Genomic DNA, 25,741 nt, shown 5'->3' with positions numbered 1-25,741 from the left:
GATGCCGCACACGACCGCATTCGCCAGGAACCAGTGGTACGTCGCCGCCTACAGCACCGAGGTCGGGCGCGAGGAGTTGCTCGGCCGGACGATTCTGGGTGAGCCGCTCGTCTTCTACCGGACCGAGGAGGACGGGACGCCCGTCGCGCTGCACGACCGCTGTGTGCACCGCCGGTTCCCGCTGTCGGAGAGCCGGCTGGACGGCGACCGCATCGTGTGCGGCTACCACGGCTTCACGTACGACACGACCGGCGCCTGCGTGTACGTGCCGGGGCAGAAACGCATCCCGCGCACCGCCCGGGTCACGGCCTACCCGGTCGTCGAGCAGGACTCCCTGGTCTGGGTGTGGATCGGCGACCCGTCGCTCGCCGACCCGCGGACGATCCCGCGCGCCCGCCACCTCGACGCCCCCGGCTGGACCACCGTCCGGGGCATGGAGCCCATCGACGCGGACTACGGGCTGCTCGTCGACAACCTCCTCGACCTCTCCCACGAGACGTATCTGCACGGCGGCTACATCGGCACCCCCGAGGTCGCCGAGACGCCGATCACCACCGAGGTCGACGAGGGCGCGGGGATCGTGCGGGTGAGCCGGCACATGGACGACGCCGAGTGCCCGCCGTTCTACGCCCGTTCGACCGGCATCGAGGGCCGGATCACCCGCTGGCAGGACATCGAGTACCACGCGCCCTGTCTGTACCTGCTGCACAGCCGTATCGCGCCGGTGGGCGTCCTGCCCGAGGCGGACGGCAGCGACCCGAACGGTTTCCACACCGAGATCACCTACGCGATCACGCCGTCCGCCGACGGCAAGGTGTACGACTTCTGGATGGTCTCGCGGGACTGGGCGACGGACGACGACGAGGTGACCGAGTTCCTGCGGGGCAACAACCACACGGTGGTCATGCAGGACGTCGACGCACTCAACCTCCTGCAGCGGACGCTCGGTTCGGAGCGCACCGGCTACCAGGAGCTGAGCATCAACATCGACACCGGTGGCCTGGCCGCGCGCCGTATCCTCGCCCGGCTGGTGGAGGAGGGCGACAAGCCCGTGGAGAAGGTCCTGTGAGCACCGGTCCCACCGGCGAGATCTACCGCATCGACTGGCTGCCGGGCACCGACGTGCTGCACGGCACCTGTCACTGCGGTGCCGAGCACACCTCCCAGGACCCGATCGAGATGTGGGAGTGGATGCTCGGCCACCCCGAAGGACACCGGCCGCGAGGAAGCGACTCATGAGCGTGTACGAAACCGAACTGGTCGTCGCGGACCGTGAGTTCGCCGCCGAGGGCGTGCTCGCCCTCACCCTGCGCCACCCGCTGGGCGAGCCGCTCCCGGCCTGGGGGCCGGGCGCCCATGTGGACCTCGTCCTCGGCCCGGAACTCGAGCGCCAGTACTCGCTGTGCGGCGATCCGGCCGACCGTTCCGGGTGGCGGGTCGCGGTGCTGCGCGAGCCGGCCGGACGGGGCGGATCCGCCCATGTGCACGAGCAGTTGAGGCCGGGCGACAAGGTACGGGTGCGCGGCCCGCGCAACCACTTCGCGCTGCGCCCGGCGGCCCGCTACCGCTTCGTCGCGGGCGGCATCGGGATCACCCCCATTCTGCCGATGCTCGCGGCGGTCGAGTCGGCGGGCGCCGAGTGGAGCCTTCTCTACGGCGGTCGCACCCGCGGATCCATGGCGTTCGCCGAGGAGTTGGCACGGTACGGCGACCGGGTCACCGTCGCCCCGCAGGACGAGACGGGTCTGCTCGACCTCGGTCCCGTGCTCGACGCGCTGCCCGAGGACACGCTCGTCTACTGCTGCGGCCCGGGTCCGCTGCTGGACGCCGTGGAGGAGCGCTGTCCGCCCGACGCGCTCCGGGTCGAGCGGTTCCAGGCTCGGGAGCAACCCGCGGGCGAGGACGGCGAGTTCGAGGTCGAGCTCGCGCAGAGCGGCCGGACGCTGACCGTCGCGGCGGGTGTGTCCGTGCTGGACACCGTGCGGGCGGCGGGAGTCGAGGTCCTCTACTCCTGCACGGAGGGCACCTGCGGCACCTGTGAGACCGACGTGCTCGAGGGCACGCCGGAGCACCGGGACTCCGTCCTCAGTCCGCAGGAGCGGGAGGCCGGGGAGACGATGATGATCTGTGTGTCCCGGTGCCGGGGGAGGAAGCTCGTCCTGGATCTGTGACCCGGGGGGCGGCGGCACCTGCCGTCGGGCCGGTGACCCGCAGGTCGGCCTCGATCCGCGCCACGGCCGCGAGCAGCGGTGGCAGCAGATCCCGGCGGACCGCCGCCACCGAGGTGCGGCCGGCGTGGACGGCCAGGTTCACGCCGGCCACCACCGTGCCGTCCCGGCCGCGCACCGGGACGCCCACCGACCGCAGCCCCTCCTCCAGTTCCTGGTCGACGAGCGCGTACCCCTGGCGCCGCACCCGTGCCAGTTCCGCCCGCAAATCCTCCGGCGCGATCAGCGTCCGTGCGGTGAGCGGGCGCAGCTGCGCCCGGCTCAGGCGGAGTTCGAGCTCCTCGTCCGCCAAGGCCGCGAGCATCACCCGGCCCACCGAGGTGACGTGCGCCGGGAAGCGGGTACCGACGGTGATGACGGCCGACATGATGCGGGTGGTCGGCACCCGGGCGACATAGACGATGTCGTCGCCGTCCAGGACGCACAGCGACGAGGATTCCTTCACCTGTGCGACGAGGTGCTCCAGATGCGGCTCGGCGACCTGCGGGAGCGTGAGGCCGGCCAGATAGGCGTAGCCGAGTTCCAGCACCCGCGGGGTGAGCCGGAAGAGCCGGCCGTCGCTGTGCACGTATCCCAGATCCGCGAGGGTGAGCAGCAGGCGCCGGGCGGCCGCCCGGGTCAGTCCGCAGGCGCGGGCGACTTCACTGAGGGTGCGCGCGGGGTGCTCGGCGTCGAAGGAGCGGATCACCGCGAGGCCGCGCTCGAAGGACCTCACGAAATGCGGTGCTCGGGCCACGGTGGACATGCCGCCCTCCCAGACTGTCAACAATTTCGTCAGCCAAACCCATTGACCCCGTCGGACAGCGGGCTCTACGTTCCCTGCACGCCAATTGAGCACTACTGTGCGGTGTGCGCACAGCCTGTCGGAACACCGTTGTCTGCACAGGAGGAGCCTTGCGTCGTCTGTTCGCCGGTCTCGCGGCCGGCACTTTCCTGCTCGCCACGGCGGCCTGTGGCTCGTCCGACGACTCCGGTACGTCCACGGGGAACTCGTCGTCCGGAGATACCACGACCGTCAAACTCGGACTCATCCCCATCGTCGACGTGGCGCCCGTCTATCTGGGCGTGAAACAGGGTTTCTACGAGAAGCACGGCCTGAAGCTGTCGATCACCACCGCGCAGGGCGGCGCGGCGATCGTGCCCGGAGTCGTCAGCGGACAGTTCCAGTTCGGCTTCAGCAACATGACCTCGCTCATGGTCGCCCAGTCCAACAACGTCCCCGTGCAGGCCGTTTCGAACGGCATCGCCTCGACCGGCTTGCAGGGCAAGGACTTCGGGGCGATCACGGTGAAGAAGGACAGCCCGCTCAAGTCCGCGAAGGACCTGGAGGGCAAGAAGGTCGCCATCAACACCCTGAAGAACATCAACGAGACCGCGGTGCGCGAGTCGGTGCGCAAGGCGGGCGGCGACCCGGACCGGGTGAAGTTCGTCGAGCTGGCCTTCGACCAGATGCCCGCCGCCCTGGACAGCGGGCAGATCGACGCGGCGATGGTCGTCGAACCGGCCCTGGCGACCGTCAAGAGCCAGGGCGGCGTGGAGATCGCCTCGCCGCTGGTGGACGTGGCGCCGAACCTCACCGTCGCCATGTACTTCACCTCCACGCAGTACGCGCAGAAGAACCCGGACGTGGTGAAGAAGTTCCAGGAGGCCACCGCGGAGTCCCTCGCCTACGCCGACGCGCACCCGGACGAGGTCCGCCAGATCGTCACCACCTACACCAAGATCCCGACGTCGGTGCTGGCACAGGTGACGCTGCCCAAGTGGCCCGCCGAGGCGAACCGTTCGTCGATCGAGGCCCTGGAGAAGCTCGGCGAACAGGACAAGCTCTTCAAGTCGACCCCGGACCTGGAGAAGCTGCTGCCGTGAGAGGCGCGAACCTCGCACTCGGTGCGGCCGGGCTCGCGGCCTTCCTCGCCCTGGGCGAGGCGGTGCCGCGGCTCGGGCTGGTCAAGGAGGCCTACTTCCCGCCGACGAGCCGCATCGCCGGCGCGCTGGGCGACGAACTCGCCGACTCCGCCTTCTGGACGGCGCTGGGCGACACCCTCACCGGCTGGGCCCTCGGTCTGGCGATCGCCGTGGGCGCCGGGATCGTGGCCGGCGTGATCGTCTCGGTCGTCCCGCACCTGCGCGAGGCGACGGCATCGACCATCGAGTTCCTGCGCCCGATCCCGTCGGTCGCCCTGATCCCCCTCGCGGTGCTGCTGTACGGCACCGAACTGCGCTCGGTCCTGCTGCTGGTCGTCTACGCCTCCTTCTGGCAGATCCTGATCCAGGTCCTGTACGGCGTCCAGGACGTCGACCCGGTCGCCGAGGAGACCGCCCGCTCCTACGGGCTCGGCACCTGGGCGCGGGTCCGGCACGTGCTGTGGCCGACCGCCCTGCCGTACGTCATGACCGGCGTGCGGCTCGCTGCGGCCGTCGCGCTGATTCTCGTCATCACCGCCGAACTGGTCATCGGGGCACCGGGGTTGGGCGCGCGCATAGCCGTCGCGCAGACCTCGCAGGCGGTGCCCGAGATGTACGCCCTGATCGTGGTCACCGGGGTGCTGGGGCTGCTGATCAACGTGGGCGCCCGGACGGTGGAGCGGCGCGCGCTGGCCTGGCACCAGTCGGTGCGCGGGGAGGTGGCGGTGTGACCGGGACGTCCCCCGTCCGGGCGGGGTCGGGAGCCTGGCGGCGCGTCCTGCTGCGGCTGCTCTTCACGCTGGCCCTGCCGGCCGTGCTGGTCACCGCGTGGTGGGTGGCGTCCGACGGCAGTACGAACGTGTACTGGCCGCCGCTGCGCACGATCCTGAAGGCCTTTCCCGACGTGTGGACGGGCGAGCGGCTGCGCACCGACGTGCGGCCGAGCGTGCTGCGGCTGCTCGGCGGTTACACGACGGCGGCCGTCGTCGGGGTCGCCCTGGGCACGGTCATCGGCTCCTACCGCCGGGTGCGGGCGGTGTGCGAGCCGGTCCTGGAGTTCCTGCGGGCGGTGCCGCCGCCCGTGCTGGTGCCCGTCATCATGCTGTTCGCGGGCATCGGCGACACGATGAAGGTCGTCGTCATCGCGAGCGGCTGTGTGTGGCCGGTCCTGCTCAACACGGTCGAGGGCGTACGGGCGGTGGACCCGGTGATGGCGGAGACGGCACGGTCGTACGGCATCGCGGGCCTCGCCCGGTTGCGCAGCGTGGTGCTGCCGTCGGCGAGCCCGCAGATCTTCGCGGGGCTGCGCCAGGCGCTGTCGATCGGCATCATCCTGATGGTGATCAGCGAGATGTTCGCCGCGAGCAACGGTCTCGGCTTCACCATCGTGCAGTTCCAACGGGGTTTCGCCATCCCCGACATGTGGACCGGAATCCTGGTGCTCGGTCTCCTGGGCTTCGTCCTGTCGGTGCTCTTCCAGGTCGTCGAGCGCCGGGTGCTCGGCTGGTACCACGGTCTGCGGGCATCCACCCGGCGGTCCCCGTGACCCTCGCGAAAGGGCGTTCCATGCACCCGCGTCTTGCAGTGTCCGGCCTGCGGAAGGTCTACGAGGGGTCCGGGCGCCGGGTCGAGGCGGTGCGCGACCTCACCTTCACCGTCGAGGCGGGTGAACTCGTGTGTCTCGTCGGCCCGTCGGGCTGCGGCAAGACGACCCTGCTGAAGTGCATGGCGGGGCTGCTCGCACCGACCTCGGGCGAAGTGCTCCTGGAGGGACGGCGGGTGACCGGGCCGCCGCCGGACATGGCGTTCGTCTTCCAGGAGTACGGGCGGAGCCTCTTCCCGTGGATGCGGGTCGGCGAGAACGTCGAACTGCCGCTGAAGCAGAAGGGGTTGGCCAAGGCGCGGCGGCGGGAGCTGGTCGCGGACGCCCTTCGCTCGGTCGGCCTGGAGGACGCGCTCTCCGCGTACCCGTGGCAGTTGTCGGGCGGGATGCAGCAGCGGGTGGCGATCGCCCGGGCGCTCGCCTACGAGCCCCGGGTCCTGCTGATGGACGAGCCGTTCGCCGCCGTGGACGCGCAGACCCGCGCCGACCTGGAGGACCTGGTCCGGGGACTCTGGCGGGAGCGCGGGATCACCATCCTGTTCGTCACGCACGACATCGACGAGGCCGTCTACCTCGGTGAGCGGGTCCTCGTCCTGTCCGCCTCCCCGACGGTCGTCCAGGAGCAGCTGAAGGTCGATCTCCCGGCGGAGCGCGACCAGTTGCACACGCGGGTGGCCCCGCGCTTCGCGGAACTGCGGACCCATGTGTACGAGCAGATCCAGGCGGCGAAGCGAGGAACCCCGGTGGACCGCCTCACGAAGTCGGACGCTCCTCCGCCGCACTGAACGCGCACGCGGCCGGGGTGAGCGCGCCCGCGGTGCCGACCACGCGCCCGCGGTGCCGACCAGGGCGCCGTCGGCGACCTGAACGCCGACGGTGCCCGGTCAGGCCTCGGGGGCCGGGACCACGCTGAGGTGGCTCGCGCCGCGGCGTGCGCCGCGTGTCCTGCGGGCTACGGGGGCCGGACGGGTGGAGCGCAGCACCATCGTCAGCCGGGTGTACCCCATGTCGTGCAGGGTCCTGGGGGTGTCGCCGACGATGCGGCAGTCCGTGGCGCCCCAGCGCGGGTCGGGGTGCAGCAGGGGCCGGACCGCCCCGTCGTGCTCGACGGCCTCCTCGCCGACCGCGCGGATCCAGTGCGGCAGCCCGTGGCGGTAGGCGGCCTCCATGATCGGATCCTGGGCGATGTCGCGGCGGATCGCCTGGAGCCCGTGGTCGTGACCGTGCCGCTCCACGGCCGCGGCGAAGCGGGCGAGCATCGGCAGGCACCAGCCGGCCTCGTGGTCGCCGAGGACCGAGGGGGCGTCGGGATGGAAGAGGACGAAACGCAGGAAGTTGTCGCCGGGCAGGGCCGTCGGATGCGGGCCCACCTCCCGGAAAAGTGACGCGAAAGCGTCGTTGGAGAGAACGACGTCCCAGCGGTGGTCGAGGACGACGGACGGAAAGGGGACGGCCTCCAGGTACGTGGCGTAGTCGTGCAGGTACGCCTGGGCCTCGAGACTCTCGGGGACGGGCCGCGGTGCGGACCGCTGCCCTCCTGCCTGATATGCCATCGGGAGGTCACCCCTCTTGCCTATGCGGCCTTCACGCGGCGCCCCGATCCTGCTGCCCCGACGCGATCGGTGTCAACTATCGTGGCATTCCGTGCTGGTTGACGGCTGAAATTGGCCACAGTTGTGGCGAGACCTGGATGTGAGTTCGAAAGACCCGCTACTCTCCACGCAGTTCACGGCGACCGTCTGTATTGGTGATCGTGTGCCTGTGAGAGGGACGTGAGAGACCTAGGAGACCTGTCGGTGTCGGAGGATGGCTTCGAGGTTCCGGGCGCCGCGGCGACGGTGCTGATGTCGGCCGTCGTCGCCCGTGTCGCCGCGCTCGCCGACCGGCTCGGCGTGCCGCACGCGGAGGTCTTCGGCACCGGGCGGCTGTCCGTCGCCTCCGGTGTGCCGGAGTCGGTGGTCAAGGCCCTGCTGAGCGGCCGGCCCGCCGGTGAGCCCGATGTCCAGGCCCGCTTCCTGCAGCGCCTGGACCTGCTGCGCCGCACCCGGCTCAAGCCGAACGGCCGTAAGCACACCCAGCAGGAGATCGCCGACGGCGCCGGCATGTCGCGCCAGCAGGCGGGCGCCCTCATCAACGGCGACCGGCGGCCCACGATGGAGCACTGCGACGCCCTCCAGCGCTTCTTCCGGGTGCACGCCGGCTTCCTCACCGCCGAGGACCCGGAGGCGCTCGCGGGCGCCCTCCAGCACATCGAGCAGGAGCTGCTCCAGAAGCTCGCCGCGCGGGAGGCGGCAGCGGCCGCCGAGGACCCGCTGGAACGGCTGCTGCAGGACCACGGCGTGCGCGGGATCGCGTGGCGGGCCGCCCAGCTGCCCACCGACCAGCACCGCGACAAGGTCGCCGAGTGGCTGGACATGCTCCTGGAGAGCGTGAAGCGGCCCGAGTCGTGATCCGGGGGAGAAGTGTGAGCATCGCCAGGGAAATGCGTCGTCTCAGCGGCGAGTTGGTCGCGGAACTGGCCCTGCCGGCGCCCGCCGTGCCGGCCGACCTGTACACCGCCCTGTGTGACGGGATGAGCAGACGGCGCGGCCGCCCCGTGCACTTCCGCATGGCCCCCTTCCCGGCCGACACGGCCAGCGGGCTGTGGCTCGACATGGCCGACCAGGACCTCGTCGTCATCGAGGAACGCACCGCGCCGGAGCACCAGTTGGTGATCCTGGGCCACGAGCTGTGGCACATGAAGGCGGGCCACTGCGGCCACCACGTCGAGGGCGCCGCGGTCGCGGCCCGTTTACTCAGCGACGGGGCGGATCTCCGGGCGACGGTGCGCAGCGTCGCCGCGCGCACCCGTTTCGACCAGACCGACGAGAGGGAGGCCGAGAGCTTCGGCCTGCTGCTGGCCAGCAAGTGCCGTACCTGGCTGTCGGGTTCGTCGCCGCGGGAACGGGGCCAGCGGGACCATCTGGCCGGCCGGATCGAGGCGTCGCTGGGCTATCTGGGGCCGTAGGAGCGCGCTCCCGGCCGGATACCGTCGGGGCTCCCCCGGACTCCCTCCCACTCCCGCGTGCGGCCGTCAGGTCGCGCTGCGCTCGCTCGCCCCGCGCAGGTCCCGTTCCGTGCCGTCCGGCGCACCCGCCGTCCCCGTTCCGGGCCCGCCCTCGCGCAGCAGCCGGCGCCAGTGGTCGCGGCTCCAGTCGGCCGGGGCGGTGGTGCGGGTGAACTCCTCGACGAGGGCGCGGAACCGTGCGGGGTCGCTGTGGAACGGGAAGTGGCCGGCTCCCTCGAAGATCTCCAGCCGGCTGCCGGGCATCGCCTCGTGGGCGCCGTACGCGTGCCGCACGGGCACCACGCTGTCCCGGTCGCCCCACAGCAGCATCGTCGGCATGCCGGCCGTCAGATAGCAGCGGTCGAGCATGGTCACGACCTGGCCGCGCCAGTCGACGACCGCGCGCAGGGTGCGGATGAAGGCGTTGCGCGCGGTCTCGTCCGGCAGGGCGTCGACGAGGTGGAGCAGATCGGGGGCGTCCTGGCCGAGATCGGTGTCCAGCAGCTTCATCAGACCGACGGCGAGGCCGACCTGGAAGCGCGCGCCCGGCAACCGCAGCGCGGACAGCGCCAGATGGGCGCCCGGCAGTGAGACCAGCCGCAGGGCGGGGTTGACCTCGCGGCCGACTCCGCCCGCGCTGACGAGGATCAGCCGTTCGGTGCGCTCGGGGAACTGGTAGGCGAACTGCATCGCCACTCCCCCGCCCAGCGAGTGTCCGACCAGGGTCGCCGACTCGATGCCGAGCGTGCTGAGCAGATCGCGCAGACCGTTGGCGTACGCGGCCACCGAGTAGTCGGCGCGGGGCTTGTCGGAGGCGCCGTGGCCGAGGAGGTCCGGGGCGATCACGGTGTGGGTGCGGGCGAGGTCGGGGATCAGTTCGGCCCAGGTCTGCGAGGAGTCTCCGATGCCGTGGATGAGGACCAGCGCCGGGCCCTCGCCGGCCATGCGGAAGGCACGCCGGTATCCGTGCACGACCCGGTGGCGCAGCTCCAGTTCTCCGTCGCCCACCGGGCGCAGCCGGGGGCCGCGCGCCGGGCGCCGCTGTGGGACGTCGACCACCCGATCGCCTCCTGTTCCGCCGGCCGTCGACGGTCCGCCGAAAGCCCTTCTCCTCAGCGTAGAACCCCTTTCGGCCAGGGGATTTCAAGGAGGTTTCGCCTCCGCTAAGCGGGCGAACCGAAGCCGGGTCAGGCCGGATTGTCAGTGGTGCGCGGCAAGCTGGGGGGTGCGCCACCGCACGGGGGCGTTCGCGCCGTCGGGCGCGGGGGACACGACGCCGACACGGGGAGAGCCGACCGATGCCCACTGCCGTACTGACCGACCGCGAGCGCACTGCCGTACAGGCCTACCTGCGGCTGCTGCACACCGTACGTGCCGCCTTCGGCGACGAGGGGGACGGCAAGGGCGTCGGCGCCGCCGGTCCGCCGCAGGACCGGCTGCCCCCGGTCGTCCCGCCCGCCGTTCTGGCCGAGGCGGAACAGGCCCTGGCCGCGGCGGGCCTGGCGGGCAACGAGGAGGAGTTCTTCCGGCTGCTGCACCACTGGTGCCCGGGCCAGTGACCCCCGGGGGCGGTCGCCGCCTCAGGCGTGGTGCACGGTGACCGCCGTGGCCAGCAGCCCCCGGCGGACGCTCCAGCGGCCGTCGAAGTGCCCGAGCCGGTGGCCGCCGACCACCGGTCCGGGGACGAGCAGCCGGGCGCGGAAGACGCCCTCCGCGCCCTCGGCAGGACCGGCTGCGGAGGCGGGGGCGAGGGCGGGGTCGGGCGTGAGGTCGATGTCCGCCTCGCTGAAGTCCAGCCACTTACGGGTGAGGGGGAACCACGCCTTGTAGACGGACTCCTTGGCGCTGAACAGCAGCCGGTCCCAGTGCACCTCGGGACGCCCCGCGGTCAGCCGGCCGATCCGCTCCGCCTCGGCGGGCAGCGCGACGGCGGACAGGACGCCCTCGGGAAGGGGCTCGTGGGGCTCGGCGTCGATGCCGAGGGAGGCCAGGTCGGCGGCCCGGACCAGGGCGGCCGCGCAGTAGCCCTCGCAGTGGGTCATGCTGCCTGCCAGGCCGTCCGGCCACTGCGGGGCACCCCGCTCACCGGGCAGCACGGGCTGGGCGGGCACGCCGAGCTTCTCCATGGCGCGCCGGGCACAGGAGCGTACGACGGTGAACTCGCGGCGGCGCTTGGCGACCGCCCGCACCACCAGCGCCTCCTCCTGCGGGTACAGCGGCGCGTTCCCGAACTCGCGGACGCCCTCCTCGCCGAAGGCCTCCACCGCCACCACCGACTCCGGCAACAGTTCCTCGATCATTCGGTCCCGGCCTCCCTGGGCAGGATCCGGCGCAGCCGGCCCGGCGGCTGCGCCCGCTTGCGCCATTCGCGGGGGTAGCCCACCGACACCTCCTCGAAGCGGACGCCCTCGTGCCAGGTGGTCCGCGGGATGTGCAGGTGGCCGTAGACCATGGTCTCGATCCGGAACCGGCGGTGCCAGTCCGCCGTGAGCCCGGTGCCGCACCACATGGCGAACTCGGGGTGCCACAGCACGTCCATCGGGTGCCGGTGCAGGGGGTAGTGGTTGACGGGGACTACCGGCAGACCGTCGGGGATCTCGGCGAGCCGCCGCTCGGTCTCGGCGACGCGGGCCCGGCACCAGGCCTCGCGGGTCGGGTACGGGTCGGGGTGCAGCAGGTACTCGTCGTTGCAGACGATGCCGGTGCCCTGCGCGTACGCCAGGCCCTCCTCCTTGGTGGCGCAGCCGGCCGGGAGGAACGAGTAGTCGTACAGCAGGAACAGCGGCGCGACGGCCACCGGGCCGCCGGGGCCCTCCCAGACCGGGTAGGGGTCCTCGGGCGTGGTGACACCCAGGTCGCGGCAGACCTCGACGAGGTGCTCGTAGCGGGCGACTCCGCGCAGGGTGACCGGATCCGAGGGATGGGTCCACAGCTCGTGGTTCCCGGGGACCCAGACGACCCTGCGGAAGCGGCCGGCGAGGGTCTTCAGCGCCCAGCGGATGTCGGCCACGTTCTCCGAGACGTCGCCGGCGACCAGCAGCCAGTCCTCGTCCGACTCCGGGGCCATCGCCTCGACCAGCGCGCGGTTCTCCGGATAGCCGATGTGCAGATCGCTGATGGCCAGCAGTTGTCCGGCGCCACCGGCCGTCGACGTCACCTTCCGCCCCCGCTCACGAGCCCACTCTCCGCATTCCCACGAATACACCAGTGCCACCACGAGAACACATTCACGCGTGCGGTACAAGGTCGGACCGAGCCGCCCGCCGGGCCCGGACACGGTCCCACCTGCGCCGTAGCGCGCCTCTACCCGAACAGACGCCTCACGTGAACAAGATCGGAAAATCCGTAACACGGGCGTTGCACGCCGCACCCCCGGGAAGCCGTATGATCGCCCCAACACCACCGCCATGGACGACCCTTCCGCAGGGCGGTTTGGTGACCCACCAATTCCCCTGCCCGGGCCGGGCCCGCTTTGCCCTGCCCGCGAACCGTGAAAGGCGGCCTGCATGGTCTCTCGCGTACGCGTCTGGCTCAACCGCACGTACGCGGAGAACGTGTTCTTCACGGATCAGCTGCGACGAAATCCCAGCGACCGCGCCGTCGAGATCCACGCCACGCACGGTGACGCCGACTCCCCCGTACTGGCCGCCGCCGACACCGCCGAGCTGGAGCCGGAGGGCCTGTCCCCGGCCGCGTACGTCGAGTACGCCCTCGCGCAGTGCAAGCGCCGCAGCATCGACGTGTTCGTGCCCCGGCTGCACCAGGCGGCCGTCGTGGCGCACCGCGCCGACTTCGACGCGGTCGGCACGGCCCTGCTGGCGCCGCCGCCGGAGGCCGTCGCCGTCTTCCACGACAAGGTGATCGCGTACGAGGCCGTGCAGGCGATCGGCGTGCCCGTGCCGCCGTGGTTCCGGGTCCGGACCGCTGACGAACTCGTGGCCGCCGTCGAGGAGTTGGAGGAGGCCGGGCACCGTGCGTGCTTCAAGCCGGCGTCCGGTGCGGGCGGGGTGGGCTTCCGGGTGATCACCCGCACCCCCTTCTCGCTGATGCACCTCAGCGGCTTCCCGACCCCGTACGTCCAGCTCGACATGGTGGTCGAGGCGCTGCGGCGGGCCGAGGAGCAGGGCGAGGAGCAGATCGACTGGCTGGTCATGCCGCGCCTGGAGCAGCCGGAGGTGTCCGTGGACTGCCTCACCGGCCCGGACAACATCCTGCGGATGGCCATCGGCCGGACGAAGAACGGCCGCCGTCGGGGGTTCACCCTGCACGAGCAGTGGCTGGAGCCGGCGCGTCTGATCGCCGAGGGCTTCGGGCTGCACTACCTGTCGAACATCCAGTTCCGGATGTTCGGCGACCGGCCGGTCCTGATGGACGTCAACACCCGCCCGGCCGGCGGACTCCACCAGCTGTCACTGTGTGGCGTCAACGCCCCCTGGGCAGCGGTGCAGTTGGCGCTCGGTGAGGACCCGGGCGAGATCGTGCCGCCGTTCCTGGGGCAGGACTACACGGTGGTGTCGGGGCCGCGTCCGCTGCGCGCGGTCACGCTGCCGCACCAGCGGGTGGAGGAGACCGCCGAGCCGCTGCTGCCGGCCGTGCCCGCGCCGGCCGGCTCCGTCGAGGTGACCACGGCGGGCGCCGCGCAGGCACTGCCGCTCTAGGAGAGACCAAGGCTCCAGGAAAGACCAAGCAGGACATTTCACCCACCGGTATGGACCAATTCCGTCTCTCGCCTTGACAGGCGGATTGGTCCATACCAACTTTGTTGCGCACCCTCCTGCACTCCCCTGCACTCCCGAACACCCCCATTCCTTCAGGGAGATCGCGTGCGCACCAGACCCCTCGGACGCCCATGGCGTCGGTTCCTCGCCCTGCTCGGCACCGCCGGTCTCGCCCTCGCCGGGGCCGTGGCCCTGCCGGGCACCGCTCAGGCGGCCAACATCCTCACCAACCCCGGTCTCGAGTCGGGCGCCCTCTCGCCCTGGTCCTGCACCGGCAACCTCGGCTCCGTCGTCTCCTCGCCCACCCACAGCGGCTCCAAGGCCCTTGCGGGGGCGGTGAGTTCGAGCGACATCGCCAAGTGCGGCCAGACCGTCCCGGTCCAGCCGAACACCACGTACGCGCTCACCGGCTGGGTGCGCGGCTCCTACGTCTACCTCGGCGTCGACGGGGGTGCCTCCACCTGGACGTCGTCACCGTCGGCGTACAGCCGGTTGTCGGTGTCCTTCACCACCGGGGCCTCGCAGACCAGCGCCACGATCTACGTCCACGGGTGGTACGCCCAGGGCACCTACTACGCCGACGACATCAGCCTGGACGGGCCGGGCGGCGGGGGCGGCTCGGACACCCAGGCGCCGACCGCGCCGGGCGGCCTGACCTCGACCGGCAAGACGTCCTCCAGCGTGTCGCTGTCCTGGAACGCCGCCACCGACAACGTCGGCGTCACGGGTTACGACGTGTACAGCGGGTCCGCCAAGGTGCTGACTGTCGCCGGTACGTCCGCCACGGTCAGCGGACTGTCCGCGAGCACCGGGTACACCTTCACCGTGAAGGCGCGCGACGCGGCGGGGAACACCTCCGCGGCCTCCAACTCCGTGAGTGTCACGACGAACGCGGGCGGCGGTGGCGGGACCGGGTTCAAGCAGGCGGCGCCCTACCTGTTCGAGGGCTGGGGCGACCCGCCGAGCGTGTCCACGGTGATGAGCTCGACCGGCATCAAGTGGTTCACGATGGCGTTCATGCTGGACGGGGGCGGGTGCAACCCGATGTGGGACAGCAACCGGCCGCTGACCGGTGGGGTCGACCAGAGCGTCATCAACCAGGTCCGCTCGGCGGGCGGTGACATCGTGCCCTCGTTCGGCGGCTGGCAGGGCAGCAAGCTCGGCGCCAACTGCTCCTCGGCGAGCGCGCTGGCGGGCGCCCTCCAGAAGGTGATCGACGCCTACTCCCTCAAGGCCATCGACATGGACATCGAGAACACGGACGAGTTCGAGAACGAGGCCGTGCAGGCGCGGATCCTCACCGCCCTGAAGACGGTCAAGGCCAACAACCCCGGCCTCAAGACCATCGTCACCTTCGGGACGTCCACGACCGGGCCGACCTACTACGGCAACCGTCTCATCGAGCAGGCCAAGTCGCTCGGCGCCGACATCGACGTCTTCACCATCATGCCGTTCGACTTCGGCGGCGGTTCGGACATGTACGGCAACACCGTCAACGCCACGGAGGGGTTGAAGAACAAGCTGAAGTCCACCTTCGGCTGGGACGACGCGACCGCCTACGCCCACATCGGCATCTCCGGCATGAACGGCCTGTCGGACCAGCAGGAGAACACCACCCCGGCGATCTGGACCCAGATCCGTGACTGGGCCAACTCCCACCACATCGCCCGGCTCGCCTACTGGGCCGTCAACCGCGACCGGCCCTGCCCGGGCGGTGGCGTGGTGAGCAACTGCTCCGGCATCAGCCAGAGCACCTGGCAGTTCACCTCGATCACGGCCGGCTTCACCGGCTGAGCGTCCCCGGACGCGAGCGAAAGTCCCCCGGACCGCGGTCCGGGGGACTTTTTCGGCGAAGGGTGTATCAGGATCCGGGCGGCTCGCTCTTAAGAGTGAAGGGCCCCACGGGGGAGCAACCGGGGAAGCACGGGGCTCCAGGGGGAAGCACGGGGATCAACGGGGGAAGACCGGGAATCGACGGGGGATTCCCGGCGGTACGGGGGATCGGGTCGGTCGGCCGCTGTCACGGGGAGCGACCGACCGGCCCGCATCACGTTCTCCGCCCGCCGTACGGCCGGTTCGGCCGCCCCCGGCCCACCCGACCCGGGCCGACAGGGTGCCTCAGAAGCGTCCCGACCCCCGGTACAGCTCCAGTTCGCCGTCCAGTTCCAGGGCGAGGACCGTGGCGTGCGGGTCGAGGTCGGAGCCGGCCGGCGGGTCGATCCACAGCACACCGACCGCCTCGTGCAGTCCGCCGACGACACGGTGGGCGAGTTCCGTTCCGGTACCGAGCACGGTGACCCTGCGGACCGGCGTGACCAGACCCCGGACGCCGATCTCGGAACGCGGGATGTCGAACAGGGTGAGGTAGAGGGTGCGGCCGTCGGCGGAGAGGGTGCTGGGCCCGTAGTGGTGCCCGGCCGGCAGCCCCCGCACCGTCCCGTACACGGCCTCCGCGTGCTTGCGGATCCACTCCCCCAGGCCTTCGAGGCGCTCGACCTGCGGCGCCGGGATGGTGCCGTCCTCCATCGGGCCGACGTCGAGCAGCATGTTGCCGCCGCCACCGATGGTCTCGGCGAAGTAGCGGACCAGCTGGGGGACGGACTTGTGGTTGTGGTCGTGGTGCTGGTATCCCCACGAGTCGTTGATGGTCAGGCACAACTCCCACGGCCCGGCGGGGGGTTCGATGGGTGCGCCCTGTTCGGGGGTGGCGTAGTCGCCCTCGCTGAGCATGCGGGCGTTGAAGACGACGTCCGGGGAGTACGAGCGGATCAGCGCGGCGAGTTCCTTGATGCGCCACTGCTCCTCGCTGCGGTCCCACTCGCCGTCGAACCACATCAGGTCGGGCCGGTGGCGCGAGGCCAACTCGCGGATCTGACCGTCCCGGTAGGCGAGGAACCGCTCCCAGGCCTCCAGGTCCTCGTCCTCGGCGGAGCACTCCGAGTAGCGGTTGTCCTCCATCTCCGGCGGGCGGCCCGGCTTGCGGGTGGTGGCGTAGTCCGGGTGGTTCCAGTCGGAGTGCGAGTAGTACAGACCGACCTTGAGGCCCTTCTCGCGCAGGGCTTCGGCGTAACCGGTGAGATAGTCGCGGCCCAGGTTCAGATCGCCGTACGCCGTGTCCCACAGGGCGACACCGTCGTGGTGGCGGCTGGTGAGGACGGCGTAACCGGCGCCGGCGCGGGCGAACAGGTCGGCCCAGGCCCGCGGATCGTAGTGGGCGCCGGTGAAGCGGTCGAGCTGGGACATGTACCGGTCGTGGGGCACGATGTCGTCGTAGAAGGACCAGGACTCCTGGACACCGTCGACGGCGTAGATGCCCCAGTGGACGAAGATCCCCAACTTGGCGTCGGTGAACCAGGGTTGCATGGGCACGACTGAACTCCTCCGCAGAGCAGGGAACTTCGGGGCGGGGCGGGCGCGCATCGGTCGCGCCCGCCCCCGAGGCCGGGGCTAGCAGCCGGCTGCGGCGCGCTCCAGACGGAGCGTCAGGATCTGGAACGGCCGCAGTACGACGGCGACCGTGCCGTCCTCGCCGACGACCGCGGGCTCCAGCGGCCGCTCCAGCAGGTCGGTCACCCGGGCGCCCGCGAGCGGGAAGCCGGTGCGCAGGGTGCCGGTGGAACGGCCGCCGCTGGACTCGTAGAGCCGGACGACGACATCACCGGACTCGTCGTCGGCGAGCTTGACCGCCTCGACGGTGACCCCGGCGCCGTCCACCGAGACGACGGGCTCGGGAGCGGCGTCCGCCGCGTCGGCCACGCGCAGCGGGAGGTTGAGGGAGTAGCCCTCGGTGACCGCGTCCTCGATGCTCGCGCCGGGGAGCAGCGCGTAGCTGAAGCGGTGCCGGCCCTGGTCCGCCTCGGGGTCCGGGATCCGCGGGGCGCGGACCAGACTGAGGCGGACGGTGGTGGTCGTACCGCCGTCCTCGCGGACCGTGCGGGAGACGTCGTGGCCGTAGGTGGAGTCGTTGATGACCGCGACGCCGTAGCCGGGTTCGCCGATGTGCACCCAGCGGTGGCCGGAGACCTCGAACCGGGCCGCCTCCCAGCTGGTGTTGGTGTGGGTGGGGCGCTGGATGTGGCCGAACTGGATCTCGGCGGAGGAATGCGGCGCCCTGACGTCCACCGGGAAGGCCGCCTTGAGGATCTTCTCCGCCTCGTGCCAGTCGATGTCGGTCTCGAAGTCGACGCGGGGGCTGCCGGCGCGGAGCGTGATGGTCTGGGTGATCGTCGAGCCCTTGCCGAAGGAGCGCGTGACCCGGATCGCGCCGACGAGCGGGTCCTCCTCGACGACCGTCACCGCGTCCGGCTCCAGCAGGTCGGTGTACCGGTTCTGGTAGTGCTTGTCGATGTCCCAGGCGTCCCAGTAGTTCGGGAGGTCGGTGTGCAGGCGCAGCAGATTGCCCTGGTCGGCGAGGACTTCACGGTTCGCCCGCAGATCGAATACGGACGACAGGGTGCCGTCCTCCGCGACCTGTACCCGGACCAGCCCGTTGTCCAGGATCCGCCCGGAGACCGTCACCGGTCGCGGGGGCTCCGCGCCGGTCAGCGGCGCGCTGCCGCTCGCGGGCACCTCGACGTACGCCGGTGCGCCCTCCGGCGTACGGACCACCTCGGCACGGCCGAACGGGCTGGTGTTGAACACCCGGAGCGCGCCGCCCGGCCGCCCGCCGCCCAGCGCGGCGACCGCCTCGGCCGTCAGCACCTCCAGCTCCTCGGCGACCCGTGCGTACTCCGCCTCCGCCTCGCGGTGCACCCAGGCGATCGAGGAACCCGGCAGGATGTCGTGGAACTGGTGCAGCAGCACGGTCTTCCAGAGCCGGTCGAGCTTCGCGTACGGGTAGGCGTAGCCCGGCGCGTGCAGTGCGGCCGTGGTCGCCCACAACTCTGCCTCGCGCAGCTTGTGTTCACTGCGGCGGTTGCCCTGCTTGGTGCGGGCCTGGGTGGTGTACGTGGCCCGGTGCAGCTCCAGATAGAGCTCGCCGACCCAGACGGGGGCGTCCTGGTACTCCGCGCGGGCCTTGGCGAAGAACGTGTCGGGGTGCTCGACGACGACCTTGGGCGAGCCCTCCAGGTCGGCCAGCCGACGCGCCCGTTCCATGATCTCGCGGGTGGGGCCGCCACCGCCGTCCCCCCAGCCGAAGGGGGCGAGCGAACGCGTACCGCCACCCTTCTCCGAGTAGTTGCGCACGGCGCGGTCCATCTCCTCGCCGCTGAACCGCGCGTTGTAGGTGTCGACGGGCGGGAAGTGCGTGAAGATGCGGGTGCCGTCGATGCCCTCCCACCAGAAGGTGTGGTGGGGGAACTTGTTCGTCTGGTTCCAGGAGATCTTCTGGGTGAGGAACCATTCGTTCCCGGCGAGCTTGGCGAGCTGCGGGTAGGCGGCGTTGTAGCCGAAGGAGTCCGGCAGCCAGACGCCCTTGGTCTCGATGCCGAAGTGCTCGATGAAGAACCGCTTGCCATGGACCAGTTGGCGGGCGATCGCCTCGCCGCCGGGCAGGTTGCCGTCGGACTCGACCCACATGCCGCCGACCGGCGCCCACTGGCCCTTCTTCACCGACTCCTGGATGCGCGCCCACACCTGCGGGTAGTTGTCGCGCACCCACTCGTACTGCTGGGCCTGCGAGCAGGCGAAGATGAAGTCGTCGTACTCCTCGGCGAGCGAGGTGACGTTGGAGAAGGTGCGGGAGGTCTTGCGCTTCGTCTCGCGGATCGGCCACAGCCAGGCGGAGTCGATGTGCGCGTGACCGACGCCGGAGATGGTGTGGGCGCTGGCGTGGGCGGGGCTGGCCAGCACCGGCGCGAGGACCTCGCGGACGGCCGCGGCGCTGCCGGAGACGTCGTCCAGGTCGAGGGCGTCCATGGCCCGGTCCAGGGCGTGCATGATCTCGTGCCGGCGCGGCTCGTGCTCGCCGAGGTGGACCATGAGTTCGCGCAGCACCTGGAGGTCGAGGTCGAGGTGCCAGACCTCCTCGTCCAGGACGGCGATGTCGGCGCGGCGGAATGTATACAGTGGACGGTCGCCCGCCGTCAGTACATCGCCCAGCAGGGTCGGGCCCGCGAAGTCGTTCGCCAGGATGTCGGGGTTCGAGGCCGCCTCGACCAGGTAGTCGACGCTCTCCCCGCCGGTCGCCGGATTGCCGATCGGCACGTACTGGTTGAGCGGGTTGACCGCCTTCAGCGGCGTCCCGTCGGTGCGGTGGACGAGGGCCTCGGCCTGGTTGCCGGGCCAGTCACCCACGAAGCCGAGGTCGATGACGGCCTCGACGCGCTTGCCGGACCACTCGGCGGGCACCTGCCCGCGCATCCGGAACCAGGTGGTGCCCCACGGCGGGCCCCACGGGGTGTCCATCGCGAAGGGCTCGTAGGCGGCGGCCGCGGCCTCCGCGAAGGGGACGGGCTCTCCCGGCGCCTGCCAGGCCTCGACCTCGAAGGGCACGCTGGCCGCGTAGATCGCGGGCTTGATGCGCTGGTTGTGGACGCGCTCGACGCGCTCCTCGATGCGGCGGCGTTCGTCATGCATGGGGAATCTCCAGAGAGGGACCACGAGGGGCGGGGAGGCCGGGGGGCCGGGGGAAGCGCCGGTCGGAGGGAAGCGCGGGGAAAGCGCTTTCCCTCCGGGGCTCACCTAAGGTACGCCAGCCCGGGATGGACGTCGGTATAGCCCTCGACCAGCTTGCGGGCCACGTTCACCGAGTCGACCAGCGGATGCAGCGCGAACGCCTTCACGGCCGTCGTGCGCGAGCCCGACTCGGCCGCGGCCAGCACCTCGCGCTCGACGCCCTTCACCGCGCAGACCAGACCGGTGGCGTGGTCGGGCAGCGGGGCGACGGCCACCGGATGCGCGCCGTTGGCGTCGACCAGACAGGGCACCTCGATGACGGCGTCGGCGTCGAGCACGGAGAGGGTGCCCTGGTTGCGGACGTTGAGGATCAGGGTGGTGCGCTCGTCCCGGGCGATGGCCCGCATCAGAGCGAGGGCGACCTTCTCGTAGCCGCCGGAGAGGTCGTCGGCGTCCCGCTCGCCGGCGCCGGCCGTCTCCCGGTTCTCGGCCATGTAGGTGGCCTCGCGTTCGGCGCGGGTGCGGTCCCAGGCGGTCAGGGCCGCGGCGTCGGGGCGCTTCATCTCCTCGTAGAAGCGGGCCTGCTGGTCGGCCAGGAAGGCGCCGCGGGTCTTCTCGACCTGCTGGTAGGCCCGTACGGCTTCCCGGTTGAAGTAGTAGTAGTGCAGATACTCGTTGGGGATCGCCCCGAGCGCCTGGAGCCAGTCGACGCCGAACAGCTTGCCCTCCTCGAAGGAACCGAGCAGGTCGGCGTCGGCGAGCAGCCGCGGGAGTTCGTCGCGACCGGCGACCCGCAGCCCGCGGACCCAGCCGAGGTGGTTGAGACCGACGTAGTCGATCCACGCCTGTTTCGGGTCCGCGCCGAGCACGCGGGCGATCCGGCGGCCGAGCCCGACCGGTGAGTCGCAGATGCCGATCACCCGGTCGCCGAGGTGACGGGACATGGCCTCGGTGACCAGGCCCGCCGGGTTGGTGAAGTTGATGACCCAGGCGTCGGGGGCCAGGCGGGCCACCCGGCGGGCGATGTCGACGGCGACGGGGACCGTCCGCAGACCGTAGGCGATGCCTCCCGCGCCGACCGTCTCCTGGCCGAGGACGCCCTCGGCCAGGGCCACCCGCTCGTCGTGCGCGCGGCCTTCGAGGCCGCCGACGCGGATCGCGGAGAAGATGAAGTCGGCGCCGCGCAGAGCCTCGTCGAGGTCGGTGGTGGCGGTCACCCGGGGCGCGTCGGGGACGACGGCCGCCTGCTCGTTCAGCACACGGGCGACTGCATACAGTCGACTGTCGTCCAGATCATGCAGAACGACTTCCGTGACCCGACCCTCGGCGCGGTCCGTCAGCAGCGCCCCGTACACGAGCGGCACCCGGAACCCGCCGCCGCCCAGAATCGTCAGTTTCACGCTTGCACCTTTCCTGCCACGACCACCTCGACGCCCGCCTCCTCGAAGGAGGACCGGGTCGCCGGATCGACCGGCGTGTTCGTCACCACCACGTCCAGGTCCTCGGGACCGCAGACCTTCGCCATGCCCGTACCCGGGAACTTCGCCGAGTCGGCGAGCAGGACGACCTTGTCACCGGCCTTGATCATGGCCCGCTTCACCGGCACCTCGACGACCGTCGTGTCCATCACCTGCCCACCCGGACGCACTCCACTGGTCCCGAGGAACAGCCAGTCGGCATGCAGCTGGCGCAGGTTGTCCTCGGTGAGGAAGCCGACCAGGGAGCGGTACTCGCGGCGGACCATGCCGCCGAGCAGGACCAGCTCGATGCCCTCGTCGTCGGCGAGCTCCTCGTAGACCACGAGGTTGCTGGTGATGACCGTCAGGCGGCGGCCGTGCAGCTGCCGGGCCAGGCGGTAGGCGGTGGTGCCGATGTCGAGGAGGACCGACTGACCGTCGGCGACCATGGCCGCCGCATGGGCCGCTATGGCGTCCTTCTCGCCCACCCGCACTTCGGCGACCTCGGCGAAGGGCTGGTCGCCCTCCTCCGCGACGGCGCCGCCGTGCACCCGGGTGAGCAGGCCGTCCTCCTCGAGTTTCACCAGGTCACGCCTGATCGTGGCGGGGCTCACACCCAGCTGCTCGGAGAGATCGGTCACGGCCGCGGGGCCACCGGAGCGCAGGGCCCGCAGGATGAGTTGATGTCGTCGTTCTGCCAGCACGGCATGAACACTACTCGTCATCTTCAATCAAATCTATGCTCACTTCTGCTGAGGTATTGACCAATGTCGCCGAGGGGCGCACGATTCCGGTCACCGAATTGAAGAGTTTTGACGAGCTCCCCCCGACGGGACGAGCTCCCCCCGGCGAGGAGGATGTGCGGTGGACGACGACCGGCCCGAGGTGCTGCTCACCGGGCTGCTCTTCTACGACCTCGTCCTCACGGGGCTCGGCGGACCGCCGACTCCGGGCGAGGAGATCTGGACGGCCGGCATGGGCTGCGGCCCCGGCGGCATCGCCAACCTCGCGGTGGCCGCGTCCCGCTTCGGCCTCAGGACCTCGCTGGCCACGGTCTTCGGCGACGACTTCTACGGCGCCCACTGCCACGAGGTCCTCGCCGGCCAGGAGGGCGTCGACCTCGCTCTCTCCCGCGTGGCCGCCGGCTGGCACACGCCGGTCACCGTCGCCCTCGCGCACGGTCACGACCGCGCCCTGGTCACCCATGGCCAGGAGCCGCCGTACTCGCAGGACGTGCTGATGGGCGACCCGCCCGAGGCGCGCACGGCCCTCGTGCACCTCGAGGCCGAACCGCGCGCCTGGCTCGCCAAGGCGGCCGCGAACGGCACCCAGATCTACGCCGACGTCGGCTGGGACCCCACCGAGCGGTGGTCCACCGACCTGCTCGACCAGCTCGCCCTGTGCCACGCCTTCCTGCCCAACGAGGCCGAGGCGATGGCGTACACCCGCACCGACAGCGCGATCGCCGCGCTCGGCACGCTCGCGGAACTGGTGCCGGTGGCGGTGGTCACCCGGGGCGCCGACGGCGCGATCGCGGTCGATCAGGCGACCGGCGAGTACGCCGAGGTCTCCGCCCTTGACATCGATGTCCTGGATGCGACGGGCGCCGGTGACGTGTTCGGCGCGAGCTTCGTGGCGGCCTCGCTCGGCGGCTGGCCGCTGGTGGAGCGGCTGCGGTTCGCCGTCCTCGCCGCCGGGCTCTCGGTGCAGCACCACGGCGGGGCACTGGCGGCCCCCGGCTGGTACGGCGTGGACCGCTGGTGGCGCTCGCTGCGGGACCCCGAGCTCAAGCGGGCCTACGGCTTCCTCACCGACCGCATCCCGGCGGACGTCGGCCCGCCCGTGCGGTACGCGCCGGTCACCCCGCCCGCCCCGCGGCCCTGACCGCGTCCGTATCCAGAAGACGACCCCACGCATGCCCCTCGAATTGCACCCCGTCTGCGAAGACGCGAACAGATCCGAAAGGCGGTGGGAGCTGTGCGGCTCTCACGTAGAGGCCTGCTCCGTGCGGGCCTGGCCGGTTCGGCCGCCACGGCGCTCGGCGGCCTGGCGTCCGGCTGTGCCGTTCCGACCGGTTCGACCGGCCGGAACATGGTCCTGTGGTACTGGGACGGAGGCCTGGGCGACACGGTCGTCAAGAACGCCAGGGCCCGTTACGACAGCTCGGTCGACCTCCAGGCCATCAAGATCGGCGGCTACTACCGGTCGAAGCTGATCACCACGATGGCGGGCCGCGCCCACGTCCCCGACATCGCGGGCCTGAAGGGCGAGGACATGGCGTCCTACCTGCCCAACGCCGACCAGTTCGTGGACCTGCGCACGCTCGGCGCGGACAGGTACAAGTCCCTTTACCTGCCCTGGAAGTGGGAGCAGGGCATCGCGGACGACGGCAGGATGGTCGGTTTCCCGATCGACTGCGGGCCGGTGGCGCACTTCTACCAGTACGCCGTCTTCCGCAAGGCCGGTCTGCCCTACGAGCCCGCCGACGTCTCGAAGGAACTCGACACCTGGGAGAAGTTCTTCGCGGCGGGCGAGCGGCTCAGGCAGCGGATACCGGGGACCTCGCTGCTCACCGACGTCAACAGCGTCTTCGAGAACGTGGTCCAGCAGGGCAGCGAGCGGTACGTCGACAAGGACCGCCACTTCATCGGCGACCAGGAGCATGTGCGCAACGCCTGGGCGCTCGCCGTGGAGGCCAAACAGCGCAAGATCGTCTCCAACCTGGTCACCGGCACCCCGGACCAGCTGTCGGCCGTCGAGGACGGCAAGCTGCCGAGCCAGCTGGGCGCCTCCTGGGCCACCAGCGACCTCAAGAACGGCGTGCCGAAGACCAAGGGCCGCTGGCGGGTGGCCGACATGCCCGTGCGGCCCTCCAACAACGGCGGCTCCTTCCTGTCGGTCACCAAGGCGTGCCGGGAGCCCGAGCGGGCGTTCCAGATCATCAGCTGGATGCTCGACGCGGGCAACCAGGCGCAGGGGTTCGTGGACGCCGGGCTCTTCCCCTCGACCCCCGCCTCGTACGACCTGAAGCAGGTGCGCGAGCCGGACGAGTTCTTCGGCGGTCAGGTCACGATGGACGTCTTCGGTCCGGCCGCGCAGAAGATCGTGGTCGCCTACAACAGCCCGTTCGACATCGCGCTCGGGCAGCCCATCAAGGACGAGATCAAGAACGTCGGTGTCCTCGGCAAGGACCCGGAGCAGGCATGGAGTGACGCCATGAGCAAGTGCCGGCGCATCGCGAAGCACCTGGGGGTGAGCTACTGATGGCCACCCTCCCCGCGCTGGAGAAGCCCCCGGCGGTCGTGGCGGACGTCCCCGTCACCCGGCCCCGGCAGGGCTTGCGGAAGTACTGGCACCTCTACGCCGCGATCTCCCCCTTCTACCTGCTCTTCCTCTGCTTCGGCCTGATCCCCGTCGGCTTCTCGCTCTACCTCTCCTTCCACCGCTGGGACGGCCTCGGCTCGATGGAGTGGGCGGGACTGTCGCAGTACCAGTACCTGGTGAGCGACTCCGAGTTCTGGAGCTCGATCGGGACCACGATCGTCATCTGGGCGCTGGCCACCTTCCCCATGATCTTCCTGGCGATGGTGACGGCCGTGATGCTCAACTCGGCGGTCCGTTTCAAGAACCTTTACCGCGTCGCCTATTTCCTGCCGAACGTCACCTCCGTCGTGGCGATCGCGATCATCTTCGGCTCGGTCTTCTCCACCAACTTCGGCCTGGTGAACGCTTTCCTCCAGGCAATCGGTTTCGACCAGATCGCGTGGCTGAACACCCCGTGGGGCATCAGGATCGCCATCGCGACGCTGATGACCTGGCAGTGGACCGGTTACAACGCGATCATCTTCCTCGCCGGTCTCCAGACCGTGCCGAGCGAGCTGTACGAGGCGGCGCGCATGGACGGCGCGGGGCCGGTGCAGACGTTCTTCCGGATCACGCTGCCGATGATGCGGCCGGTGCTGCTGTTCGTGCTCGTCGTGTCGACGGTCACCGGTCTGCAGAGTTTCTCCGAACCCCAGGTACTGCTCCAGAACACCTCGAACGACTCGACGTTCTCGGGCGGTCCCGGCCACGCCGGCCGGACGATGGTCCTCTACTTCTTCCAACAGACCTTCGACAACAACGACTTCGGCTACGGCGCCGCCGTGGCGTGGGGCATCTTCCTCGTCGTCGTCCTCTTCTCGATCATCAACTGGCGGCTGGTGCAGCGCCGGGGCGAAGAATAG

At 70.9% G+C, this 25,741-nt stretch carries 24 protein-coding genes; 15 read left to right on the top strand and 9 right to left on the bottom strand.

The window, feature by feature from the left end; translation table 11 throughout:
- The first annotated feature begins 1 nt into the window (after position 1).
- Genes OG736_RS35680 through OG736_RS35670 form a run of 3 tightly spaced genes read left to right on the top strand, consistent with a single transcriptional unit; the run spans position 2 to position 2,171 of the window.
- Complete coding sequence (locus OG736_RS35680) at positions 2 to 1,069, top strand: aromatic ring-hydroxylating dioxygenase subunit alpha (protein WP_327186068.1); 1,068 nt, start codon at positions 2 to 4, stop codon at positions 1,067 to 1,069.
- Entirely contained in the window at positions 1,066 to 1,239 is a 174-nt protein-coding gene (locus OG736_RS35675) for a hypothetical protein (protein ID WP_327186067.1), read from the top strand. The genes OG736_RS35680 and OG736_RS35675 overlap by 4 nt, the downstream gene beginning before the upstream one ends.
- Positions 1,236 to 2,171, top strand: coding sequence for a PDR/VanB family oxidoreductase (locus OG736_RS35670; protein ID WP_327186066.1), 936 nt, complete (start codon positions 1,236 to 1,238; stop codon positions 2,169 to 2,171). The genes OG736_RS35675 and OG736_RS35670 overlap by 4 nt, the downstream gene beginning before the upstream one ends.
- Here OG736_RS35670 and OG736_RS35665 read toward each other — a convergent pair.
- On the bottom strand, positions 2,086 to 2,973 hold the full coding sequence (locus OG736_RS35665) for an IclR family transcriptional regulator domain-containing protein (RefSeq protein ID WP_327186065.1): 888 nt from the start codon (positions 2,971 to 2,973) through the stop codon (positions 2,086 to 2,088). The two genes, OG736_RS35670 and OG736_RS35665, sit on opposite strands and share 86 nt — an antisense overlap.
- Positions 2,974 to 3,122: 149 nt before the next feature.
- Here OG736_RS35665 and OG736_RS35660 point away from each other — a divergent pair, with 149 nt between their 5' ends.
- Genes OG736_RS35660 through OG736_RS35645 form a run of 4 tightly spaced genes read left to right on the top strand, consistent with a single transcriptional unit; the run spans position 3,123 to position 6,521 of the window.
- The gene (locus OG736_RS35660; protein WP_327186064.1) at positions 3,123 to 4,094 is read left to right on the top strand and encodes an ABC transporter substrate-binding protein; all 972 of its coding nucleotides are present in this window, start codon (positions 3,123 to 3,125) and stop codon (positions 4,092 to 4,094) included.
- Positions 4,091 to 4,864 (top strand): ABC transporter permease, encoded by a 774-nt coding sequence (locus OG736_RS35655; RefSeq protein ID WP_020129367.1) that lies wholly within the window; start codon positions 4,091 to 4,093, stop codon positions 4,862 to 4,864. Before OG736_RS35660 ends, OG736_RS35655 begins: the two co-directional genes overlap by 4 nt.
- Positions 4,861 to 5,679 carry an ABC transporter permease gene (locus OG736_RS35650; RefSeq protein WP_327186063.1) on the top strand — a complete coding sequence of 273 codons (819 nt, stop codon included), beginning with the start codon at positions 4,861 to 4,863 and terminating at the stop codon, positions 5,677 to 5,679. Before OG736_RS35655 ends, OG736_RS35650 begins: the two co-directional genes overlap by 4 nt.
- Before the next feature lie 20 nt (positions 5,680 to 5,699).
- On the top strand, positions 5,700 to 6,521 hold the full coding sequence (locus OG736_RS35645; protein ID WP_327186062.1) for an ABC transporter ATP-binding protein: 822 nt from the start codon (positions 5,700 to 5,702) through the stop codon (positions 6,519 to 6,521).
- A 99-nt stretch (positions 6,522 to 6,620) separates the two neighbouring features.
- Here the strand turns inward: OG736_RS35645 and OG736_RS35640 are convergent, their stop codons facing one another.
- Positions 6,621 to 7,289 (bottom strand): MmyB family transcriptional regulator, encoded by a 669-nt coding sequence (locus OG736_RS35640; protein WP_327186061.1) that lies wholly within the window; start codon positions 7,287 to 7,289, stop codon positions 6,621 to 6,623.
- Positions 7,290 to 7,580: 291 nt separating this feature from the next.
- Between OG736_RS35640 and OG736_RS35635 the strand changes: the two genes are divergently transcribed.
- Both OG736_RS35635 and OG736_RS35630 read left to right on the top strand, forming a co-directional pair.
- The gene (locus tag OG736_RS35635) at positions 7,581 to 8,186 is read left to right on the top strand and encodes a helix-turn-helix domain-containing protein (RefSeq protein WP_171402337.1); all 606 of its coding nucleotides are present in this window, start codon (positions 7,581 to 7,583) and stop codon (positions 8,184 to 8,186) included.
- A gap of 32 nt (positions 8,187 to 8,218) precedes the next feature.
- Positions 8,219 to 8,743: a toxin-antitoxin system, toxin component gene (locus OG736_RS35630; RefSeq protein WP_327186060.1), complete on the top strand. Its 525-nt coding sequence runs from the start codon at positions 8,219 to 8,221 to the stop codon at positions 8,741 to 8,743.
- A gap of 66 nt (positions 8,744 to 8,809) precedes the next feature.
- Here the strand turns inward: OG736_RS35630 and OG736_RS35625 are convergent, their stop codons facing one another.
- Positions 8,810 to 9,841: an alpha/beta fold hydrolase gene (locus OG736_RS35625; protein ID WP_327186059.1), complete on the bottom strand. Its 1,032-nt coding sequence runs from the start codon at positions 9,839 to 9,841 to the stop codon at positions 8,810 to 8,812.
- 239 nt (positions 9,842 to 10,080) lie between these two features.
- Between OG736_RS35625 and OG736_RS35620 the strand changes: the two genes are divergently transcribed.
- Positions 10,081 to 10,341 (top strand): hypothetical protein, encoded by a 261-nt coding sequence (locus OG736_RS35620; RefSeq protein ID WP_327186058.1) that lies wholly within the window; start codon positions 10,081 to 10,083, stop codon positions 10,339 to 10,341.
- 21 nt (positions 10,342 to 10,362) lie between these two features.
- Here OG736_RS35620 and OG736_RS35615 read toward each other — a convergent pair whose 3' ends face one another.
- Positions 10,363 to 11,082, bottom strand: coding sequence for a 4'-phosphopantetheinyl transferase family protein (locus tag OG736_RS35615; protein ID WP_327186057.1), 720 nt, complete (start codon positions 11,080 to 11,082; stop codon positions 10,363 to 10,365).
- Positions 11,079 to 11,939 (bottom strand): metallophosphoesterase family protein, encoded by an 861-nt coding sequence (locus tag OG736_RS35610; RefSeq protein WP_327186056.1) that lies wholly within the window; start codon positions 11,937 to 11,939, stop codon positions 11,079 to 11,081. Before OG736_RS35610 ends, OG736_RS35615 begins: the two co-directional genes overlap by 4 nt.
- 349 nt (positions 11,940 to 12,288) lie before the next feature.
- On the opposite strand from OG736_RS35610, the gene OG736_RS35605 reads away from it, so the two are divergent.
- Positions 12,289 to 13,440, top strand: coding sequence for an ATP-grasp domain-containing protein (locus OG736_RS35605; RefSeq protein WP_327186055.1), 1,152 nt, complete (start codon positions 12,289 to 12,291; stop codon positions 13,438 to 13,440).
- 165 nt (positions 13,441 to 13,605) lie between these two features.
- Positions 13,606 to 15,294 (top strand): fibronectin type III domain-containing protein, encoded by a 1,689-nt coding sequence (locus OG736_RS35600; RefSeq protein WP_327186054.1) that lies wholly within the window; start codon positions 13,606 to 13,608, stop codon positions 15,292 to 15,294.
- A 324-nt stretch (positions 15,295 to 15,618) separates the two neighbouring features.
- Here OG736_RS35600 and OG736_RS35595 read toward each other — a convergent pair whose 3' ends face one another.
- From OG736_RS35595 to OG736_RS35580, 4 genes are all read right to left on the bottom strand, one after another.
- The gene (locus OG736_RS35595; protein ID WP_327186053.1) at positions 15,619 to 16,869 is read right to left on the bottom strand and encodes an alpha-L-fucosidase; all 1,251 of its coding nucleotides are present in this window, start codon (positions 16,867 to 16,869) and stop codon (positions 15,619 to 15,621) included.
- Positions 16,870 to 16,947: 78 nt separating this feature from the next.
- Entirely contained in the window at positions 16,948 to 20,019 is a 3,072-nt protein-coding gene (locus OG736_RS35590; RefSeq protein WP_327186052.1) for an alpha-mannosidase, read from the bottom strand.
- Positions 20,020 to 20,120: 101 nt separating this feature from the next.
- Entirely contained in the window at positions 20,121 to 21,458 is a 1,338-nt protein-coding gene (locus OG736_RS35585; RefSeq protein WP_327186051.1) for a 6-phospho-beta-glucosidase, read from the bottom strand.
- Positions 21,455 to 22,219: a DeoR/GlpR family DNA-binding transcription regulator gene (locus tag OG736_RS35580; protein WP_020129352.1), complete on the bottom strand. Its 765-nt coding sequence runs from the start codon at positions 22,217 to 22,219 to the stop codon at positions 21,455 to 21,457. The genes OG736_RS35585 and OG736_RS35580 overlap by 4 nt, the downstream gene beginning before the upstream one ends.
- 160 nt (positions 22,220 to 22,379) lie before the next feature.
- Here OG736_RS35580 and OG736_RS35575 point away from each other — a divergent pair, with 160 nt between their 5' ends.
- From OG736_RS35575 to OG736_RS35565, 3 genes are all read left to right on the top strand, one after another.
- The gene (locus tag OG736_RS35575; RefSeq protein ID WP_327186050.1) at positions 22,380 to 23,399 is read left to right on the top strand and encodes a carbohydrate kinase family protein; all 1,020 of its coding nucleotides are present in this window, start codon (positions 22,380 to 22,382) and stop codon (positions 23,397 to 23,399) included.
- Between the two features lie 93 nt (positions 23,400 to 23,492).
- Positions 23,493 to 24,779 carry an ABC transporter substrate-binding protein gene (locus OG736_RS35570; protein ID WP_327186049.1) on the top strand — a complete coding sequence of 429 codons (1,287 nt, stop codon included), beginning with the start codon at positions 23,493 to 23,495 and terminating at the stop codon, positions 24,777 to 24,779.
- A complete protein-coding gene (locus tag OG736_RS35565; protein ID WP_327186048.1) occupies positions 24,779 to 25,741 on the top strand; it encodes a carbohydrate ABC transporter permease in 963 nt (320 codons plus the stop codon). Before OG736_RS35570 ends, OG736_RS35565 begins: the two co-directional genes overlap by 1 nt.

This window comes from Streptomyces sp. NBC_01334 (assembly GCF_035983595.1).
Lineage (GTDB): Bacteria > Actinomycetota > Actinomycetes > Streptomycetales > Streptomycetaceae > Streptomyces > Streptomyces coriariae.
The sequence above is the reverse complement of the archived record's forward strand: the minus strand, read 5'-3'. Positions and strand labels throughout refer to the sequence as shown.

What these genes read in the sequence shown, in the direction of transcription:
- OG736_RS35680 (WP_327186068.1), top strand. Translation starts at nt 2, where the DNA reads ATGCCGCACACGACCGCATTCGCCAGGAACCAGTGGTACGTCGCCGCC.
- OG736_RS35670 (WP_327186066.1), top strand. Translation starts at nt 1,236, where the DNA reads ATGAGCGTGTACGAAACCGAACTGGTCGTCGCGGACCGTGAGTTCGCC.
- OG736_RS35665 (WP_327186065.1), bottom strand. Translation starts at nt 2,973, where the DNA reads ATGTCCACCGTGGCCCGAGCACCGCATTTCGTGAGGTCCTTCGAGCGC.
- OG736_RS35645 (WP_327186062.1), top strand. Translation starts at nt 5,700, where the DNA reads ATGCACCCGCGTCTTGCAGTGTCCGGCCTGCGGAAGGTCTACGAGGGG.
- OG736_RS35640 (WP_327186061.1), bottom strand. Translation starts at nt 7,289, where the DNA reads ATGGCATATCAGGCAGGAGGGCAGCGGTCCGCACCGCGGCCCGTCCCC.
- OG736_RS35635 (WP_171402337.1), top strand. Translation starts at nt 7,581, where the DNA reads ATGTCGGCCGTCGTCGCCCGTGTCGCCGCGCTCGCCGACCGGCTCGGC.
- OG736_RS35630 (WP_327186060.1), top strand. Translation starts at nt 8,219, where the DNA reads ATGCGTCGTCTCAGCGGCGAGTTGGTCGCGGAACTGGCCCTGCCGGCG.
- OG736_RS35620 (WP_327186058.1), top strand. Translation starts at nt 10,081, where the DNA reads ATGCCCACTGCCGTACTGACCGACCGCGAGCGCACTGCCGTACAGGCC.
- OG736_RS35615 (WP_327186057.1), bottom strand. Translation starts at nt 11,082, where the DNA reads ATGATCGAGGAACTGTTGCCGGAGTCGGTGGTGGCGGTGGAGGCCTTC.
- OG736_RS35605 (WP_327186055.1), top strand. Translation starts at nt 12,289, where the DNA reads ATGGTCTCTCGCGTACGCGTCTGGCTCAACCGCACGTACGCGGAGAAC.
- OG736_RS35590 (WP_327186052.1), bottom strand. Translation starts at nt 20,019, where the DNA reads ATGCATGACGAACGCCGCCGCATCGAGGAGCGCGTCGAGCGCGTCCAC.
- OG736_RS35565 (WP_327186048.1), top strand. Translation starts at nt 24,779, where the DNA reads ATGGCCACCCTCCCCGCGCTGGAGAAGCCCCCGGCGGTCGTGGCGGAC.